The following is a 16,603-nucleotide window of genomic DNA, read 5'->3' as shown; positions in this document are numbered from 1 at the left end:
CAAGACAAAACGAAGCGGATCGAACTTAATTGAAAGACGGCGGCTGGCTGAGATCGTTGGCGGGCGGCTTCTGCTGCCCGCCGCCCTGGTCGGCCGGCTTACCATCAAGCGGATTGCCGCCTGGAAGTTGCAAGCCCGGCAGGCCGTTGCCATTGTCCTGGCCGGGCGCGCCGAAACCGGGAACCTCGATCTTGATCGTATTCGGATCGACCGCAGCACCCGCGCCCTTGTAGTGCATGACCATCTGCGGGAACATGATGGTCAGCGCCACCATCAGGACCTGGATGCCCACGAAAGGCACCGAGCCCCAATAGATCTGCCCCGTCGTGACGGGTGCGATCTGCTTGCCCGTCACCCTGTCGAGATAGGGCACGCGCGCGGCCACCGAGCGGAGATAGAACAGCGCGAAGCCGAAGGGCGGATGCATGAAGCTCGTCTGCATGTTGACGCCGAGGAGCACGCCGAACCAGATCAGGTCGATGCCGAGCTTGTCGGCTGCGGGCGCCAGCAGCGGCACGATGATGAAGGCGAGCTCGAAGAAATCCAGGAAGAAGGCCAGGAAGAAGACGAGCGCGTTGACGGCAATCAGGAAGCCGACTTCGCCACCGGGCAGCGACACCAGCAGATGCTCAACCCAGACATGGCCATTGACGCCGTAAAAGGTCAGCGAGAAGACGCGCGAGCCGATCAGGATGAACAGCACGAATGCCGAAAGCCGCGTCGTGGACGTCAGCGCCGAGCGGACGACCTCCATGTTCAGCCTGCCTTTGGCCGCGGCCATCGCAAGCGCACCGACCGCCCCCATGGCACCGCCCTCCGTCGGCGTCGCGATGCCGAGGAAGATCGTGCCGAGCACGAGGAAGATCAGAGCGAGCGGCGGGATGAGGACGATGATGACCTGCTGCGCCAGCCGGGACATCAGGTTGACTTTCATCCCCTTGTCCAGGACCGCAATGGCGTAGATGAAGGCGACACCGACCGTGGCGCCGAGAATATCGGCATTTTCGCCGTAGCTCGGCGTCAGGTAGACATGTGCCGCATAGGCCACGCCGGCGCAGATCAAGAGTGCGATGAAAAGCGACGTGACGCCGGAGCCGAGCGAACGGGCCTCCTTCGGCAGGGCGGGCATGGAGTTCGGCCGGATGATCGTCATGATCAATACATAGAGCATGTAGAGACCGGTCAGAACCAGGCCGGGAATGAGTGCGCCGGCATACATGTCACCGACCGAACGGCCGAGCTGGTCGGCAAGCACGATCAGGACGAGCGATGGCGGAATGATCTGCGCCAGCGTGCCGGAAGCGGCGATGACGCCGGAGGCGACCCGCCGGTCATAGCCATAGCGCAGCATGATCGGCAGCGAGATCAGCCCCATGGCGATAACGGAGGCCGCCACGACGCCGGTGGTGGCGGCGAGCAGCGCACCGACGAAAATCACCGCATAGGCGAGACCGCCACGGATCGGCCCGAAAAGCTGGCCGATCGTTTCGAGCAGGTCCTCGGCCATGCCGGATCGCTCCAGCACGATGCCCATGAAGGTGAAGAACGGGATTGCCAGCAGCGTATCGTTGGACATGACGCCCCAGAAGCGATCCGGCAGGGCGTTGAGAAGCGGCCAGGAGAGATGGATGGTGCCGCCCGAATGGGGCGCGAGCTCGACGCCGATCCAGAAGAACAGCAGTCCGTTCGCGGCAAGCGCGAAGGCGACGGGATAACCCAGGAGCAAGAAGACGATCAGCGAGGCGAACATGATCGGCGCCATATTCGCGGCAATGAATTCGACCATCAGCGCGCCTCCCCTGCCGGGGTTTCGACATCAAGGGGCGCATGTGTCGGTACATAGGGGGTCGGATCGTCCATATCGCCGCGCATGATCGCGATCTTCTTGATGATCTCGGAGATCCCCTGCAATGCCAGCAGGAAGAAGCCGGCCAGCAGTAGCGCCTTGCCCGGCCAGATGATCAGGCCGCCGGCGCTGGAGGAAACTTCTCCCGACAGGAAGGAGGTGCGGACATAGGGCACGAGGTCATAGACCATCAGGAGTGCGAAGGGCATGAGGAACAGGCAATGACCGAGCAAGTCGATCCAGTGCTGCACCCGGCGCGGCAAGGAGCCGTAGACGATATCGATGCGGATATGTTCGTTCTGGCGGAGCGTGTAAGCGGCGGCGAGCATGAAGGCCGCGCCGAACAGATACCATTGCGCTTCCAGCCATGCATTGGACGAGGTGTTGAAGACCTTGCGTACGATGGCATTGCCGGCGCTGACCAAGACAGCGACCAGAATGAGCCATGAGACTGATTTTCCAATGATCTCGGTCACATAGTCAACGAATCGGCTGAAGCCGAGCAATGCTTTCATGATTTCCCCCCGCAGCGATTCTTTCCGAAGCTCTTTTGGCTGCACGGAGCTAGAGTGCCGATTTCAAACGGTGAATCAAGAGCCGGCACGGGTTTTCCAAGCGTGATGACGGTTGGGTACAATGTTCGTACATTGGATCCAGTCGCTGCATTTGCGATTTGCCGCCCTTGCCCACATGCGGCATTCTGATAAAGATCGCATCAATAATCATACTAATCGAGAGACACCCATGTCCCCCATCAACCTCGCTATCGTCGGTGTCGGCAAGATCGTCCGCGACCAGCACCTTCCGTCCATCGCGAACAACGCGGATCTCAAACTGATCGCGACGGCAAGCCGCCATGGCACCGTCGAAGGCATCCAGTCCTTTACGACCATCGAAACCATGCTCGATGCCGTACCGGCGATCGATGCGGTATCGCTCTGCATGCCGCCGCAATATCGCTATGAAGCCGCCTACAAGGCGCTTTCGGCCGGCAAGCATGTTTTTCTTGAAAAGCCGCCGGGCGCGACGCTGAGCGAAGTTGCCGATCTCGAAAACCTCGCAAAAGCAAAGGGTGTGTCGCTCTTTGCAAGCTGGCATTCGCGCTATGCTCCGGCCGTGGAGGCGGCAAAGACCTTCCTCGCGGGCACCACTATCCACAGCGCCCACGTGATCTGGAAGGAAGACGTGCGCCATTGGCATCCGAACCAGGAATGGATCTGGCAGGCGGGCGGCCTCGGCGTCTTCGACCCCGGCATCAACGCGCTGTCGATCGTCACCCACATCCTGCCGCCGCTCTTCCTGACCGGCGCGACGCTCGAATTCCCGGAAAACCGGGATTCGCCGATTGCCGCCGATCTGCACTTCAAGAGCGGTCAGGGCCTTCCGGTTCATGCCGAATTCGACTGGCGCCAGACCGGCAAGCAGAGCTGGGATATCGTCGCCGAAACCGACGCCGGACAGATGGTTCTCGCCGAAGGCGGCTCCAAGCTTTCGGTCAACGGCGAGCTGACATTCTCCGCGCCTGAAGCCGAATATCCTTCGCTCTATCGCCGCTTTGCCGAAATCGTCAAAGCCGGCACGTCCGATGTCGACGTTTCGCCACTGCGCCACGTCGCCGATGCCTTCATGCTCGGCAAGCGCAAATTCGTCGAAGCATTTTACGATTGATGGGCTTTACCCGATGGAGACAACGCGCCCCGCAACATGCTAGCGTGGTGCATTATCTTCATCGGGGAGTTGCCGATGGCAACGGAAAATGTACAACCCTTCGGCCTCGGCGTCGGCAATAAATCGGTCAAGCTTGCGGAGCCGAACCAGAGCTGGCACGAGGCCTATTTGCTGGAGGAAGCTGCCATTCGCAGCGCCCTCGGAGACCTCGCCGTCGACGTGCAGCATTTCGGCAGCACCTCCATCCCCGAAATCAAGGCCAAGCCCATCATCGACATAGCAGTCGGCGTTCGGCGCTTCGAGGATGGCCTTGCCTGCGTCGAGCCGATGGCATCGATCGGCTATGTCTATGCCGGCAGCAATATCGTTCCGGACGATCATATTTTCGGTCGTGATATCCAAGGGGATACCCGCACGCACCTGGTGCATGTGGTCGAGCATGGCGGCCTGAATTGGCGCCAGTTCATCCTCTTCCGGGACAGAATGCGCAAGCGTCCGGATCTCGCACATGCCTATGAGGCTCTGAAGGTCGAGCTTGCGGCAAAACATGCCAATGATCGCGCAGCCTATACCGCCGCCAAGAAGGACTTCATTCAAAAGATTCTGGCGGAAGGCGACTAAAGTATTTCCGGGAAAAGTGCGCAGCGGTTTCCTTCCGGAATGCGTAAAAACAAAGAGGTAGAGCGCTTTCGCGATTCGAAAAAAGCGAAAATGCTCTAAGCCTTCTTTTCCCAACGGCCATCCTGCGTCTGCTGCCAATAGGTGAGGTTATGCCCCTCGCCTTTCAGCCGCTTCCATTGCGCGCGTGCGCTTTCCAGCTGCTCCTGATCATAGCCGTCGAACATCAGCACGACGCGCTGGTACGTTCCGACATCCGTAGCCTCGGCGCCATCGATGAAAAAGCGCACCGTGGCGTTGTTGAGGTTGTCGGAGGAGACGGTCAGAAGCACCGGCTGCCTGTCCACAATCTCGCCTTCATCCGTGCCATGCGGCAGGAAACTGTCTTCGCGATAGGTCCACAGATGCGAATCGAGGAGATCGCGGCGCGCCGGCTCGCGCATCTGCACGGCGACCTGCCAGCCGCGCTCGACACTCTTGTCGATCAACGGCGGCAGGGCGTCTTCGAGCTTCGATTCCGTCAGGTGATAGAAGAGAACGTCGGTCATGCCGTCCCTTCTATCTCACAAAATCCTGCTGGTCACGATTCGTAGTTGGCGCGGACCAGCTGATCGAGCAGGCGCACGCCGAAACCGGAACCCCAGGACTGGTTGATTTCGTCCTGGATCGAGCCCATCGCCGTGCCGGCGATATCGAGATGCGCCCACGGGGTTTCACCGACAAAGCGCTTGAGGAACTGGGCGGCGGTGATCGAGCCGGCATGACGGCCGCCGGTGTTCTTCATGTCGGCGAACTTGCTGTCGATCATCTTGTCGTAGTCCTTGCCGAGCGGCATGCGCCACAAGCGCTCGTCTGTCACGAGGCCTGCCGCGGTCAGCTCGTCCGCGAGCTTGTCGTTGTTGCAGAACAGGCCGGCCTGCAGGTTGCCGAGCGCGACGAGGATGGCGCCGGTCAGGGTCGCCAGGTTGATCATGAACTGCGGCTTGAAGCGGTCGTTCGTGTACCAGAGCGCATCGCACAGAACGAGCCGCCCCTCGGCATCCGTGTTGATGATCTCGATCGTCTGGCCGGACATGGAAGTGACGATATCGCCGGGGCGCTGCGCATTGCCGTCGGGCATGTTCTCGACCAGGCCGATGACGCCGATGGCGTTGACCTTGGCTTCGCGCACGGCAAGCGTGTGCATCAGGCCGGTGACGGCCGCCGCCCCGCCCATATCGCCCTTCATTTCTTCCATGCCGGCGGCGGGCTTGATGGAAATGCCGCCGGTATCGAAGACGACGCCCTTGCCGATGAAGGCAACCGGCTTCTCCTTGGCCTTGCCGCCCTTCCATTGCATGACCACCAGGCGCGGCGGCCGGGCAGAACCCTGCGCGACGCCGAGCAGAGCGGCCATGCCAAACCGGCGCATCTCGCGCTCCGTCAGAATCTCGATCTCGACGCCAAGCTTTTCCAGCTCCTTGGCCTTGGCCGCGAACTCCACGGGGCCGAGGACATTCGGCGGCTCGTTGACGAGATCGCGCGCAAGGAGGACGCCGCCCGCGACGGCTTCGGAGGTTGCATAAAGTTTCTTGGCGGCCGCGGCCTCCTGGGTGACGATCGTGACCTTCACCGCCTTGCGGGAGCCGTTCTTTTCGTCATCGTCGCCCTTCTTCGTCTTATATGTATCGAAGCTATAGCCGCGCAGGAGCATGCCCAGGGCAAAATCAGCGGCTTCCTTGGCTCCAACCTCGATTGCCGGCGCGTCCAGGAAGATGGCGACTTTCTCGACGTTGCGGATTTTCGCCGCGGCGCTGCCGCCAAGCCTCAGCCAGTCATGCGCAGCCAGATCCCTGGCCTTGCCGGTGCCGATGACAATGATCCGATCGACGGGCGAGGCTTCGGGAGCGATGATATCCAGAGCGCTCAACGCCTTGCTCTTGAAGCCGGATATGGGGGCGGCCTTGGCGAAAACATTGGCCGGATCGGCGCTTTCGGCGCCCGCCGGCAGCTCACTGTCCGTGCCTTTCAGGAGGATGGCCAGACCGCCGCTGAGGCGAGCCGACTTGGCGAAGGAAATCTCGAATTTCACAGACATTTCTGCTCCGATAAACATGCGTCTTAATAAGGGAAGTTTGCACAACCATCATTCTAGGTTTGACTAGGGAACACAAGCGGTTGGCAAAGCATCCGCTAAAGAAGCCTGTTCGGCGGTTTCAAATCCCTGTCATTTATCGCGGCTAGGCTACACGCAATGGTGTTTTAGCCGCCCTCCGTGGCGGCCCGACCTTTTGCCGGAAAGCCGCCTTGATCATAGATTTCAACAGCTTCAATCGCGAAGACCGCTTCCCCGAGATTCTGCGACCGCGCACTGCGGGCGATGCCTTCATCGGCCTCTTCTGTCTTTGGTGGGCACTGCTTGGCCTCTTCTCGGTTTTTCCACAGATCGATCTCGCCGTCGCCAACATGTTTTTTCTGCCGCAGCAGTGCCTGGCGAGCGCTCGTCCCGAACAGATATGCGGCATCTTCCCCTATAATGCGGACACGCATATGCGGCTGTTGCGGGAGATATTCTTCCAGCTCCCCTACATCGTAGCAGCCGTTCTCGCCTGGATGCTGTTCCAGTGCTGGCAGCATCACGGGGCAACCTTCAACAGGCTGCGGGCGTGCAATCTCAAGATCGCGCTCGGGTCGCTGCTGATCGGCCCGGTGCTGATCGTCAATCTCTGGCTGAAGGCTTTTTCGGGGCGCCCGCGCCCGAGGCAGACCGACCTCTTCGGCGGCACGCTCGATTTCGTGCACGCGGGATCCTTCGCTGGAAAATGCGTCAGCAACTGTTCGTTCATCTCGGGCGAAGCGGCGGCTGCCGGCTGGCTGTTCTGCCTGATCTTCATCATCCCGCAGCCATACCGATCGGCGGCCGCCCTGCCGATCGCAGCCGTTTCAATCCTCATTCCCGCGCTTCGGGTGGCTTTTGGCGGACATTACCTCTCCGATGCCGTGCTCGGCTGGCTCTCATCGCTTGTCATATTCGCCGCGCTGCTGGCATTATCCCAAACGACACACGACAAAAGAATCTCGGAAAATTAACGATTTTTTTCGAGTTGGTTGTCGCCAAAAAAACTTAAACAGCGTAGATGAGGGTGAATCTCTGCCGGCTCGCACGGTAGCTGTTGCGTTTAAGGGCCGGCATGAAGTTATTCGAGACATATATCGTACGGCGCGTCGGTATGATGTTCCTGGTAGCACTGCTGCCGGTGCTCGCCATTATCTGGACGACCCAGGTGCTGCAGCGCATCAATCTCGTGACGGATAGCGGCCAGTCGATGGGCTCGTTCGCAAAGCTCGCGACGCTCATTCTCCCGACGATCATCCCGATCGTTCTGCCCTTCGCATTGGTCATCGGCATCACGCAGACACTGACGGCGATGAACAGCGATTCGGAGCTGACCGTCATGGAAGCGGCAGGCGCGAAACGCAGCATCATCATCCGTCCGATCATGATTCTCGCCATCGCCATCAGCGCGTTTTCCTTCTTCGTCGACAACATGGTCGAGCCCAGGGCACGCGTCGCCGCCCGCCAGATGGTGGCCGAGGCCTATGCCGACCTTCTTTCCACCGTGATCGAAGAGAAGAATTTCCGGCGCATCGAAGACGGGCTCTACGTACAGATTTCGCAGCGCATGTCGGGACGCATCCTCAAGGGGCTGTTCGTGGTCGATTCCCGCGATCCCGCCTTCGATCTCATCTATTATGCGAAGGAAGGCGCCGTTGATGCCAGCGGCACGTCGCTGCTGATGAAAGATGGCGAGGTTCATCGCAAGACGGCCGATGGCAACGTCTCGGTCATCAAGTTCGATTCCTATTCCTTCGACCTCTCCGACATGACGCAAAGCCGCGGCCAGGCGAACTTGCGCGCCAGCGATCGCAGCCTCGGCTTCCTGTTCAATCCGGACCCGAACGATCCAGACTACAAGACAAGACCGGGCAGCTATCGGGCCGAGTTGCATCGGCGCCTCAACGAATGGGCCTTGCCCGCGATATTCGCGCTTATATCCCTGGTGATTGCCGGTGATGCCCGCTCCCATCGCGAAGCACGGCTGCATCCGATGGTGTCCGCCTTGTCGATAGCCTTCGCGTTGCGCTGGGCCGATTTCTATGCGGCCAACCAGATCGATAATTCGCCGCGCTTCGTCGGCATTCTCTACGCCATCAACATCATCGCCGCCGTTGTCGCGACGGCGCTGCTCTTGCGTAACCGGAAGATGTCGATGCCGGTATCGATCCGAAACCGCGTCAGCAACTGGCGGCAACGAATCCAGGATCGCATGCCGGCGGCGCCGGGCGGCTCCAACGGGAGCGACGCATGATTTTCGGCACGCTCGGGCGTTATTTCTTTACGCGTTACATCGTGACGACGTTCTGGTTCTTCCTGGGCGTCATCTCGATCGTCTATCTCGTCGACTTCAGCGAAACAGCTGGCCGGCTGGCCGGACTGCCAGGCTATACGGTCTCGCTCGGCCTGGTGATGACAGCAGTCCGATTGCCGTTCATTCTGCAGCAAACGGTGCCGTTCATCGCGCTCTTCGTCGGCATGACGGTACTGATCGCGCTCAACCGCCGTCGCGAACTGGTTATTGCGCGTGCGGCCGGCATCTCCGTCTGGCAGTTCATGACACCGTTCATCATGGGCGCCTTTTTCGTGGGATTGCTGACCATGCTCGCCCTCAATCCGGTCGCCGCATGGGGCCAGCGCCAGGCGGAAACGATGGAAGCCGATCTGCGCGGCGACCCCTCTTATCACAACAAGCTTTCGGTTCCGTGGCTGCGTCAATCGAACGGCAAGGACGATACGATCATCGGCGCCAAGGCCATTCTGGACAATGGAACGACGCTGATGGGCGTTGTCTTTATCCACTTCGATTCACAGGGAAATATCGTCCTGCGGCAGGACGCGCAGTCGGCAAAATTGGAAGATGGTTACTGGCTTCTTAACAATGTCATCGAACGGCGGCCGGGTGAAATACCGGATCATAAGAGTTCGATACAGGTCCGTACGAATCTGAAACAGGATTTCGTTTCGCAGCGCCTGGCGCAGCCCGAAACCATTGCTTTTTATGATCTTTCTAATCGAATAAAGATCGCGCGCTCCTTCGGCATATCGACCAACGCACTTGAGACACAGTTTCATTCGCTGCTATCGCAACCATTCCTTCTCATAGCAATGACGTTGATTGCAGCAACCGTGTCCCTAAAATTCAGTAGATTCAATCAATCGCGCTCCGTGATTCTGGGTGGAATCCTCTCCGGCTTCGTGCTTTATGTTGTCACCGTGCTTGTAAAGGCATTCGGGAGCAGCGGAGTGGTTCCTCCCTATGTGGCGACATGGATACCCGTGATCGTCGCACTGGCATTCGGAGCAACGATCCTGCTTCATCAGGAGGATGGCTAAGTGGCGGCAGGCAACCGCGAGAGTATTAAAAAGATTGTGGCTGCCCTCGTTACGGGCACGGCTGCATGCGCATATGTTATGAGCCCGGTCGTGGTTTACGCCCAGGCCAGCAACAATAATAATGGCGCCGGCACTGTTACCTCGCCTATCAAGGTGAAGGTGCCGGAAGGCGCAAAGCTGGTCCTTTCGTCCAACGAATTGGTCTACAACAAGGATACGCAGATCGTCACCGCAAGCGGTGCGGTCCAGATCAACTACGGCAGCTACAAGATGGTTGCCCAGAAGGTTGAGTATAACCAGAAATCCGGGCGAATGACAGCTCTCGGCAATGTCGAGCTGATCACTCCGGATGGCAATCGCATGTACGGTGACAAAATGGACGTCACCGACAGCTTCTCCGACGGCTTCGTGAATGCCCTGCGCATCGAAATGCCAGACAACACCCGCATGGTCGCCGAAAAGGGCGAGCGGGTCGGCGGCAACCAGCTTATTCTGACGAAGGGTGTTTACACCGCCTGCATGGCCTGCTCCGAGCAGGGCCGGGCGCCGCTATGGCAGGTCAAGGCACAGCGTGTCGTCCAGAATGGCGTCACGCATACCGTGCGCCTGGAACATGCCCGTTTCGAACTGTTCGGCCAGCCGATTGCCTATATTCCGTGGATCGAAGTTCCGGACAATACGGTCAAGCGGAAGTCCGGCTTCCTGTTTCCGTCGGCGACCGTCTCCCAGCGTCTCGGCGTCGGCGTCAGGGTTCCCTATTACTACGTCATTTCGCCGAGCATGGACGCGACGGTCACCGCGACCGGCTTTACCAACCAGGGCCTGTTGCTCGAGGGCGAGTTCCGCCAGCGGTTTGAAAACGGTACGCATATCCTGCGCGTTGCCGGTATCAATCAGATGGATCCGGGCACCTTCACCGCCGGCACCAGCGATGCCGAGCATAAAACTCGCGGCATGATCAACTCCAAGGCGGATTTCAGGATCAATCCCCGCTGGACGTTCGGCTGGGACGTCATGGTGCAGAGCGATAACAACTTCTCGCGCACCTATGGTCTGAATGGCCTCAGCCAGAGCACCCATACCAACGAGGCCTATTTGACCGGCATCGGAAAGCGCAATTACTTCGATATGCGCGCCTTCTACTATAACGAGCAGAATGCCGACGATAACAGCGTAGCTGAAAAGCAGCAGGCCGTCGTTTATCCGACCGTCGACTATCACTATGTCGATCCGAAATCGGTCTATGGTGGCGAGCTGTCGGCGACGATGAACCTCACCCATCTGTCGCGTGACAGGACATCCGTGCTCGACAACGTCAACAATCTGGGTGACGCCGGCTTGAACGACCGCTTCCTGGGCCTTTCCGGAAGCTATACACGCCTCAGCACCGAGCTGCAGTGGCAGCGTACGTTCACGACCGACGAAGGTCTGGTTCTGACGCCGTTGGCCGCCGCGCGCGGCGACGTCTATGGCCTGGATATGGATTCACCCAATTCGCTGGGTGGATCCTTCAGCTATCCGGGCAATTACGACACCAGCGACTTTGCATCCCGAGGCATGGTTACTGCCGGCCTTGAAGCCAAGTACCCATTCCTGATCACGACAAGCAACAGCACGCATGTCTTCGAGCCGATCGCGCAGATCTATGTGCGGCCCGATGAGCAGCTTGCCGGCCGCCTGCCGAACGAGGATGCACAGAGCTTCGTCTTCGACGCGACCAACCTGTTCGATCGCGACAAGTTCTCGGGCTTCGATCGTATAGAAGGCGGCACGCGTGCCAATCTCGGATGGCGCTATACCGCCAGCTTCGACAGCGGCTACAAGTTGCAGCACATTTTCGGACAATCCTACCAGCTCGCGGGACGCAATTCCTTCGCGCAAACGGATTTGGCGGGCGTCGGTTCGGAATCCGGACTTGAAACGACCCGTTCCGACTATGTCACCATGTTCGGCTTGACGACGCCGCAGGGTATTTCGCTGTCGACCTCCTATCGTTTCGACGAGAAGGACTTCGCCTTCCGCCGCGGCGATACAGCCGTCGGCTTTGCGAACGATGTATTCCAGACGTCCTTGATCTACACGCATATTTCCGCACAGCCGCAATATGGTTTCACCAGCAATCAGGATGAAATCCAGTCGCGCGCACAGATCAAGTTCAAGGAATACTGGTCCGTCTTCGGCACGGTCAGCTACGATCTCAACAGCAATGAGATCACCCGTCAGGGCGTCGGTCTTTCCTACGAGGACGAGTGCACGATCTTCACCATCTCGTTCCTCGACAAGAAGGATACGACCGCCAATTCGGCGAGCGATTGGACGGTCGGTGCTCGTTTGACCTTCCGTACGTTGGGCGACGTCAACCTCGGCAGCGTTCAGGACGCAACGTTCTGATAGAAATCGAAACTGCGGGGAGCCGGCCTTATAGCCGGCTCTTTTGCGTCGAGGCGGTTGCTATTCGCCGGCGTCATTGTTTCGCCGCAAGGATTTTGCAATTCATCGCGCTTGATGTAGACATGTGGCGCAAATTTGCCGTATCGCGCCGAAGGCGTGCCGATATGGCGCAACGCCGGCAGGAAAGACCTTTGGGAAGGGGTAGTTGATGTTTTCTGGAAAGACACCGATGCGCGCGCTGCTGTTTGGAGCCGCGGCCCTGGTTATGGCAAGCTTCGCCATGCCGAGCAGCGATGTCGCTTTCGCTGCAAGTGAGGTGAAGGTCCTCGTCAATAACCAGGTCATCACATCGGGCGACATTGCCAAGCGCGTCGCTTTCCTCAAGCTGCAGCACCAGAAGGGCGATTTCAACAAGCTGGCCAAGGAACAACTCGTCGACGAGACGCTGAAGCGGGCGGAAGTCTCTCGCCTGCGCATGTCCGTTTCGACGACGGATGTCGATGCCGCCTTCGGCCGTTTTGCCGCAAGCAACAAGATGACGACGCAACAGCTCGGCCAGATCCTCGAGAAGGCCGGCGTCGGCGCGGAACATTTCAAATCCTACATTGCCGTTTCCATGAGCTGGCCTCGCGTCGTCAATGCCCGTTTCGGCTCGAGCAGCCGCATATCGAACGACGATCTCGTGACGCGCATGACGGAAAACAAGACGAAGCCTGTCACGACGGAATACTTCCTCAAGCAGGTCGTCTTTGTCGTTCCGGCTGCGAAGAGGAACGCCATCCTCAATTCGCGCAAGGCCGAAGCCGAAGCATCGCGCTCCAAGTTCCCCGGCTGCGATCAGGCGAAGGTCTTTGCCGCGACCATGCGCGATGTTTCCGTTCAGGACCTCGGCCGCGTGCTCGCACCGGAGGTTCCCGAAATCTGGAAGCCGTTACTCGAGAAGGCCTCCGGCAACACGACCGCCTCTGTCGTCACCAACCGCGGCGTCGAGTACATTGCCATCTGCTCGCAACGTCAGGTAAACGATGACGTGGCCGCTGCCGCCGTGTTCCGTGCCGAAGATATCGGCAAGAACAATGCCCAGGGTGTGAGCGCCAATGACAAGAAATATATGGATGAACTGCGCTCCAAGGCGCAGATCGTCTATCGCTGATTGACGATGCCGCCGCGCTCCCTTCTCCCCCTTGCGCTCACGCAGGGGGATCCGGCTGGCATAGGCCCCGACATCACGCTCGCCGCCTGGCTGCGCCGCGGCGAGCTCGATCTACCCCCCTTCCTGTTTCTCGGCGACGCCGGGATTCTCGCCGCGCGGGCCTCGCAACTCGGCCTTGCTGTGCCGCTGAAGGAGACGGGTCCAGCGACCGCCTGCACCATCTTTCAGGATGCACTGCCGGTCCTGCCGATCGAGGCTGGAATGGACGTCATTGCCGGCGAACCGCATGTCGCCACCGCCAAAGGCACGATTGCAGCCATAGAAATGGCCGTGTCGCTCAGCATGGGCGGCCGGACGTCCGCTGTTGTCACCAATCCGATTGCCAAATCGGTGCTCTATGACGCCGGCTTCGGCTTTCCAGGCCATACGGAATTCCTCGCGGATCTCGCAACGCGCGCAACCGGAAAACCGGTCACGCCGGTCATGCTGCTCGCCGGCCCGAAGCTCCGCGCCATCCCGGTCACCATCCATATTCCCCTGAAAGATGTGCCGCAGGCACTGACTTCAGAGCTGATCGTCGAGACCTGCCGGATCACCGACCATGACCTGCGTCACCGCTTCGGCATTTCCAAGCCACGCCTCGCGGTTGCGGGTCTCAATCCGCATGCCGGCGAAAATGGCGCGCTCGGCAAGGAAGACGATGAGATTGTCCGTCCTGCGATCGATACGCTGCGCAGCGAAGGCATCGATGCATTCGGCCCCCTGCCCGCCGATACGATGTTCCACGACGAGGCTCGCCGCCGATACGACGTCGCTATCTGCATGTATCACGATCAGGCATTGATCCCGGCCAAGGCACTCGGCTTCGACGATTCGGTCAATGTCACGCTTGGCTTACCCTTCGTCCGCACCTCTCCGGACCACGGCACGGCGTTCGGTATCGCCGGCAAGGGTATCGCCAGGGAAGACAGCCTTGTCGCGGCCCTCAGATTGGCGAGCGAAATCAGCGGCAAGACCGGAAGCGATCGCTGATGGCTGCACTGGACGGTTTGCCACCCCTTCGCGATGTGATCCAGCGTCACGGCCTCGACGCGCGCAAGGCGCTCGGCCAGAATTTTCTTCTCGACCTCAACCTGACACAGAAAGTCGCCAGAACGGCCGGATCGCTGGAAGGTGTTACGGTCTTCGAAGTCGGTCCCGGACCGGGCGGCCTGACACGCGCCATTCTGGCGCTCGGCGCGGCCAAGGTCATCGCGGTCGAGCGCGATGCACGCTGCCTGCCGGCACTGGCGGAAATCGCCGATCATTATCCCGGCCGGCTTGATGTGATCGAGGGCGATGCGTTGAAGACGGATTTCGTGGCACTTGCCCCGCAAGGCGAGGTCAAGATCATCGCCAACCTGCCTTATAACGTCGGCACCCAGCTTCTGGTCAACTGGCTCCTGCCGGCGCAATGGCCGCCCTTCTGGCAATCCCTGACCTTGATGTTTCAGAAGGAAGTCGGCCAGCGGATCGTTGCGCAGGAGGATGACGACCATTATGGCCGGCTTGGCGTGCTGTGCGGCTGGCGGACGGAGGCGCGCATGGCTTTCGACGTGCCTCCGCAGGCTTTCACGCCGCCACCGAAGGTAACGTCTTCAGTCGTACATCTCACGCCGAGGGAGAACCCTATCCCGTGTGATGTCGGTAAACTGGAAAAGGTGACGCAGGCGGCCTTCGGCCAGCGTCGGAAGATGCTGCGCCAGAGCCTGAAGCCGCTTGGCGGCGAGTCGCTTCTGCTAAAAGCCGATATCGACCCGCAGCGCCGCGCGGAAACGCTTTCCGTGGAAGAATTCTGCCAGCTGGCGAATTACCTGTAGGCTCAGAGCTTAGGCGTCTCTTCCAGCAAGTCCCGAACGAAATCGAACATGCCGTGCCGCCGGTCGCGGCGCAGGCGCTCGGCCTTGACGATGGACTGGACGGCGTTGAAGGCCAGGGTCAGATCATCGTTGACGATGACATAGTCATATTCGCGCCAATGGGCGATCTCGGCCCGTGAATTGGCAAGACGTCTGGCGATCACCTCTTCTGAATCCTCGGCGCGGCGATGCAGCCGCGATTGCAGCTCCGTCATCGTCGGCGGCAGCACGAAGATGGAGACGACATCGGCCGGCATCTTCTCCTGCAACTGTTGGGCGCCCTGCCAATCGATATCGAAAAGCATGTCGCGACCCTCAGCCATCGCCACCTCTACCGGCTCGCGCGGCGTGCCGTAGAAATTGCCATGCACCTCAGCCCATTCGAGCAGCGAGTCTGAATCGCGAAGACGCTCGAATTCGCGCTGCGAGACGAAATGATAATGCACGCCTTCGATCTCGCTCGGCCGCCGCTGTCGGGTCGTAACGCTGACGGAAAGGCTGACTTCGCCATCTTTCTCCAGCAGGTTACGCGCGATCGTCGACTTGCCCGCGCCCGACGGCGAGGAGATGGCAAGCATCAGCCCCCGGCGGGCGATCGGGATGGATGTGGATGTCGCCGGCTTCATGGCCTACTCCAAATTCTGGACCTGTTCGCGGAACTGGTCGATAACCACCTTCAGTTCGATGCCGGCGGCGGTTACCGCCGCCGCATTCGACTTCGAACAGATAGTATTCGATTCCCGGTTAAATTCCTGTGCAAGAAAATCGAGCTTGCGTCCGACAGGCCCGCCCTTGGAAATAAGATCGCGCGCAGCGGCCACATGGGCTTTCAGGCGATCGATTTCCTCGCGCAGGTCCGCCTTGGTCGCAAGAAGAGCGGCTTCGGCGTGCAGCCTGTCGCGGTCGAAGCCCGACGAGCCTTCCAAAAGCATGGAAACCTGTGTCGCCAGTCTCGCGGCAATCTCCTGCGGCGAACGAGACGGATCGAGCTCGACGGTTGACGTCAGCGCCTCGATGGTTGCGACCTGGCCGAGCAGAACCTTGCCAAGAGCTTCGCCTTCCTGCCGACGCATGTCACGGAGATCGCCAAGCGCTGTTTCGAGACCCGCCATGATATCGGCATCGCGCGCGGCAAGCGCCACTTCGTCTTCCACGGCTTCCTTGAACTCCACCAGACCGCGCACGGCCATCAAGCTTTCCAGCCGCAATGGCGCGGGATCGACGATGCCGCCAAGCTGATCGCGCAGCGCCAGGACCGCCATCAGCGCTTCCTGGTTCACGACGACCTCGACGCGGCTCTCTTCGACTGACAGTGACAGGCTGACCTGCAGGTTGCCACGGGAAAGCCCGTCGGCGATAGACTTGCGGATATCGGTCTCCAGACGTTCCAGGCCCGTCGGCAGGCGCAGGCGGATATCCAACCCCTTGCCGTTCACCGAACGCAGCTCCCATGCCCAGCGACCGCGACCGCTCGTTCCCTCACGCCGGGCAAAGCCGGTCATGGACTGCAATGCCATGCAAGCCTCCGATAGTTCCTGTCCCAATCCGCCGAAAATCTTCGCATTATGGGCCAATGTAAAGTGAATCCGCGCCGCGCT

At 59.9% G+C, this 16,603-nt stretch carries 15 protein-coding genes; 9 read left to right on the top strand and 6 right to left on the bottom strand.

The features are described from left to right. Nucleotides 1-25 precede the first annotated feature (25 nt). Entirely contained in the window at nt 26-1,786 is a 1,761-nt protein-coding gene (locus tag CCGE531_RS06680) for a TRAP transporter large permease subunit (RefSeq protein WP_120663486.1), read from the bottom strand. Continuing rightward, nucleotides 1,786-2,361 carry a TRAP transporter small permease subunit gene (locus tag CCGE531_RS06675; protein ID WP_120663485.1) on the bottom strand — a complete coding sequence of 192 codons (576 nt, stop codon included), beginning with the start codon at nt 2,359-2,361 and terminating at the stop codon, nt 1,786-1,788. The genes CCGE531_RS06680 and CCGE531_RS06675 overlap by 1 nt, the downstream gene beginning before the upstream one ends. A 229-nt stretch (nt 2,362-2,590) precedes the next feature. Here CCGE531_RS06675 and CCGE531_RS06670 point away from each other — a divergent pair, with 229 nt between their 5' ends. Both CCGE531_RS06670 and CCGE531_RS06665 read left to right on the top strand, forming a co-directional pair. Next, nucleotides 2,591-3,514, top strand: coding sequence for a Gfo/Idh/MocA family oxidoreductase (locus CCGE531_RS06670; protein ID WP_120663484.1), 924 nt, complete (start codon nt 2,591-2,593; stop codon nt 3,512-3,514). A gap of 75 nt (nt 3,515-3,589) precedes the next feature. Then, on the top strand, nt 3,590-4,135 hold the full coding sequence (locus tag CCGE531_RS06665) for a GrpB family protein (protein ID WP_120663483.1): 546 nt from the start codon (nt 3,590-3,592) through the stop codon (nt 4,133-4,135). A 95-nt stretch (nt 4,136-4,230) separates the two neighbouring features. Here the strand turns inward: CCGE531_RS06665 and CCGE531_RS06660 are convergent, their stop codons facing one another. Together CCGE531_RS06660 and CCGE531_RS06655 are read right to left on the bottom strand one after the other, a co-directional pair. Continuing rightward, a complete protein-coding gene (locus CCGE531_RS06660; RefSeq protein ID WP_120663482.1) occupies nt 4,231-4,680 on the bottom strand; it encodes a DNA polymerase III subunit chi in 450 nt (149 codons plus the stop codon). 32 nt (nt 4,681-4,712) lie between these two features. Beyond that, complete coding sequence (locus CCGE531_RS06655; protein WP_120663481.1) at nt 4,713-6,209, bottom strand: leucyl aminopeptidase; 1,497 nt, start codon at nt 6,207-6,209, stop codon at nt 4,713-4,715. A gap of 209 nt (nt 6,210-6,418) precedes the next feature. Between CCGE531_RS06655 and CCGE531_RS06650 the strand changes: the two genes are divergently transcribed. The 7 genes from CCGE531_RS06650 (at nt 6,419) to rsmA (ending at nt 14,966) form a co-directional block, all read left to right on the top strand. Continuing rightward, nucleotides 6,419-7,201, top strand: coding sequence for a phosphatase PAP2 family protein (locus CCGE531_RS06650; protein WP_120663480.1), 783 nt, complete (start codon nt 6,419-6,421; stop codon nt 7,199-7,201). Nucleotides 7,202-7,302: 101 nt separating this feature from the next. After that, complete coding sequence (locus tag CCGE531_RS06645; protein ID WP_120663479.1) at nt 7,303-8,481, top strand: LptF/LptG family permease; 1,179 nt, start codon at nt 7,303-7,305, stop codon at nt 8,479-8,481. Further along, a complete protein-coding gene (gene lptG / locus CCGE531_RS06640) occupies nt 8,478-9,563 on the top strand; it encodes an LPS export ABC transporter permease LptG (RefSeq protein ID WP_120663478.1) in 1,086 nt (361 codons plus the stop codon). Before CCGE531_RS06645 ends, lptG begins: the two co-directional genes overlap by 4 nt. After that, nucleotides 9,564-11,954 carry an LPS-assembly protein LptD gene (locus tag CCGE531_RS06635; RefSeq protein WP_120663477.1) on the top strand — a complete coding sequence of 797 codons (2,391 nt, stop codon included), beginning with the start codon at nt 9,564-9,566 and terminating at the stop codon, nt 11,952-11,954. It begins immediately after the preceding gene. A 265-nt stretch (nt 11,955-12,219) separates the two neighbouring features. Continuing rightward, the gene (locus tag CCGE531_RS06625) at nt 12,220-13,107 is read left to right on the top strand and encodes a peptidylprolyl isomerase (RefSeq protein WP_245459083.1); all 888 of its coding nucleotides are present in this window, start codon (nt 12,220-12,222) and stop codon (nt 13,105-13,107) included. 6 nt (nt 13,108-13,113) lie between these two features. Continuing rightward, nucleotides 13,114-14,139 (top strand): 4-hydroxythreonine-4-phosphate dehydrogenase PdxA, encoded by a 1,026-nt coding sequence (gene pdxA, locus CCGE531_RS06620; protein WP_120666569.1) that lies wholly within the window; start codon nt 13,114-13,116, stop codon nt 14,137-14,139. Beyond that, a complete protein-coding gene (gene rsmA / locus CCGE531_RS06615; RefSeq protein WP_120663474.1) occupies nt 14,139-14,966 on the top strand; it encodes a 16S rRNA (adenine(1518)-N(6)/adenine(1519)-N(6))-dimethyltransferase RsmA in 828 nt (275 codons plus the stop codon). The genes pdxA and rsmA overlap by 1 nt, the downstream gene beginning before the upstream one ends. A 2-nt stretch (nt 14,967-14,968) precedes the next feature. Here rsmA and gmk read toward each other — a convergent pair whose 3' ends face one another. After that, nucleotides 14,969-15,631, bottom strand: coding sequence for a guanylate kinase (gene gmk / locus CCGE531_RS06610; RefSeq protein WP_113347447.1), 663 nt, complete (start codon nt 15,629-15,631; stop codon nt 14,969-14,971). A gap of 3 nt (nt 15,632-15,634) precedes the next feature. Then, entirely contained in the window at nt 15,635-16,522 is an 888-nt protein-coding gene (locus tag CCGE531_RS06605; RefSeq protein ID WP_120663473.1) for a YicC/YloC family endoribonuclease, read from the bottom strand. Nucleotides 16,523-16,603 lie beyond the last annotated feature (81 nt).

It is taken from the genome of Rhizobium sp. CCGE531 (genome assembly GCF_003627795.1).
Lineage (GTDB): Bacteria > Pseudomonadota > Alphaproteobacteria > Rhizobiales > Rhizobiaceae > Rhizobium.
Note: the sequence above shows the minus strand (reverse complement) of the source record. Positions and strands in the feature narration are given on the sequence as shown.

Bases quoted from the DNA above. Each gene is read 5' to 3' on its own strand.
- CCGE531_RS06655 (WP_120663481.1), bottom strand. From the start codon at position 6,209: ATGTCTGTGAAATTCGAGATTTCCTTCGCCAAGTCGGCTCGCCTCAGC.
- CCGE531_RS06665 (WP_120663483.1), top strand. From the start codon at position 3,590: ATGGCAACGGAAAATGTACAACCCTTCGGCCTCGGCGTCGGCAATAAA.
- CCGE531_RS06645 (WP_120663479.1), top strand. From the start codon at position 7,303: ATGAAGTTATTCGAGACATATATCGTACGGCGCGTCGGTATGATGTTC.
- pdxA (WP_120666569.1), top strand. From the start codon at position 13,114: ATGCCGCCGCGCTCCCTTCTCCCCCTTGCGCTCACGCAGGGGGATCCG.
- CCGE531_RS06625 (WP_245459083.1), top strand. From the start codon at position 12,220: ATGGCAAGCTTCGCCATGCCGAGCAGCGATGTCGCTTTCGCTGCAAGT.
- rsmA (WP_120663474.1), top strand. From the start codon at position 14,139: ATGGCTGCACTGGACGGTTTGCCACCCCTTCGCGATGTGATCCAGCGT.
- gmk (WP_113347447.1), bottom strand. From the start codon at position 15,631: ATGAAGCCGGCGACATCCACATCCATCCCGATCGCCCGCCGGGGGCTG.
- CCGE531_RS06660 (WP_120663482.1), bottom strand. From the start codon at position 4,680: ATGACCGACGTTCTCTTCTATCACCTGACGGAATCGAAGCTCGAAGAC.
- CCGE531_RS06605 (WP_120663473.1), bottom strand. From the start codon at position 16,522: ATGGCATTGCAGTCCATGACCGGCTTTGCCCGGCGTGAGGGAACGAGC.
- CCGE531_RS06675 (WP_120663485.1), bottom strand. From the start codon at position 2,361: ATGAAAGCATTGCTCGGCTTCAGCCGATTCGTTGACTATGTGACCGAG.
- lptG (WP_120663478.1), top strand. From the start codon at position 8,478: ATGATTTTCGGCACGCTCGGGCGTTATTTCTTTACGCGTTACATCGTG.
- CCGE531_RS06680 (WP_120663486.1), bottom strand. From the start codon at position 1,786: ATGGTCGAATTCATTGCCGCGAATATGGCGCCGATCATGTTCGCCTCG.
- CCGE531_RS06670 (WP_120663484.1), top strand. From the start codon at position 2,591: ATGTCCCCCATCAACCTCGCTATCGTCGGTGTCGGCAAGATCGTCCGC.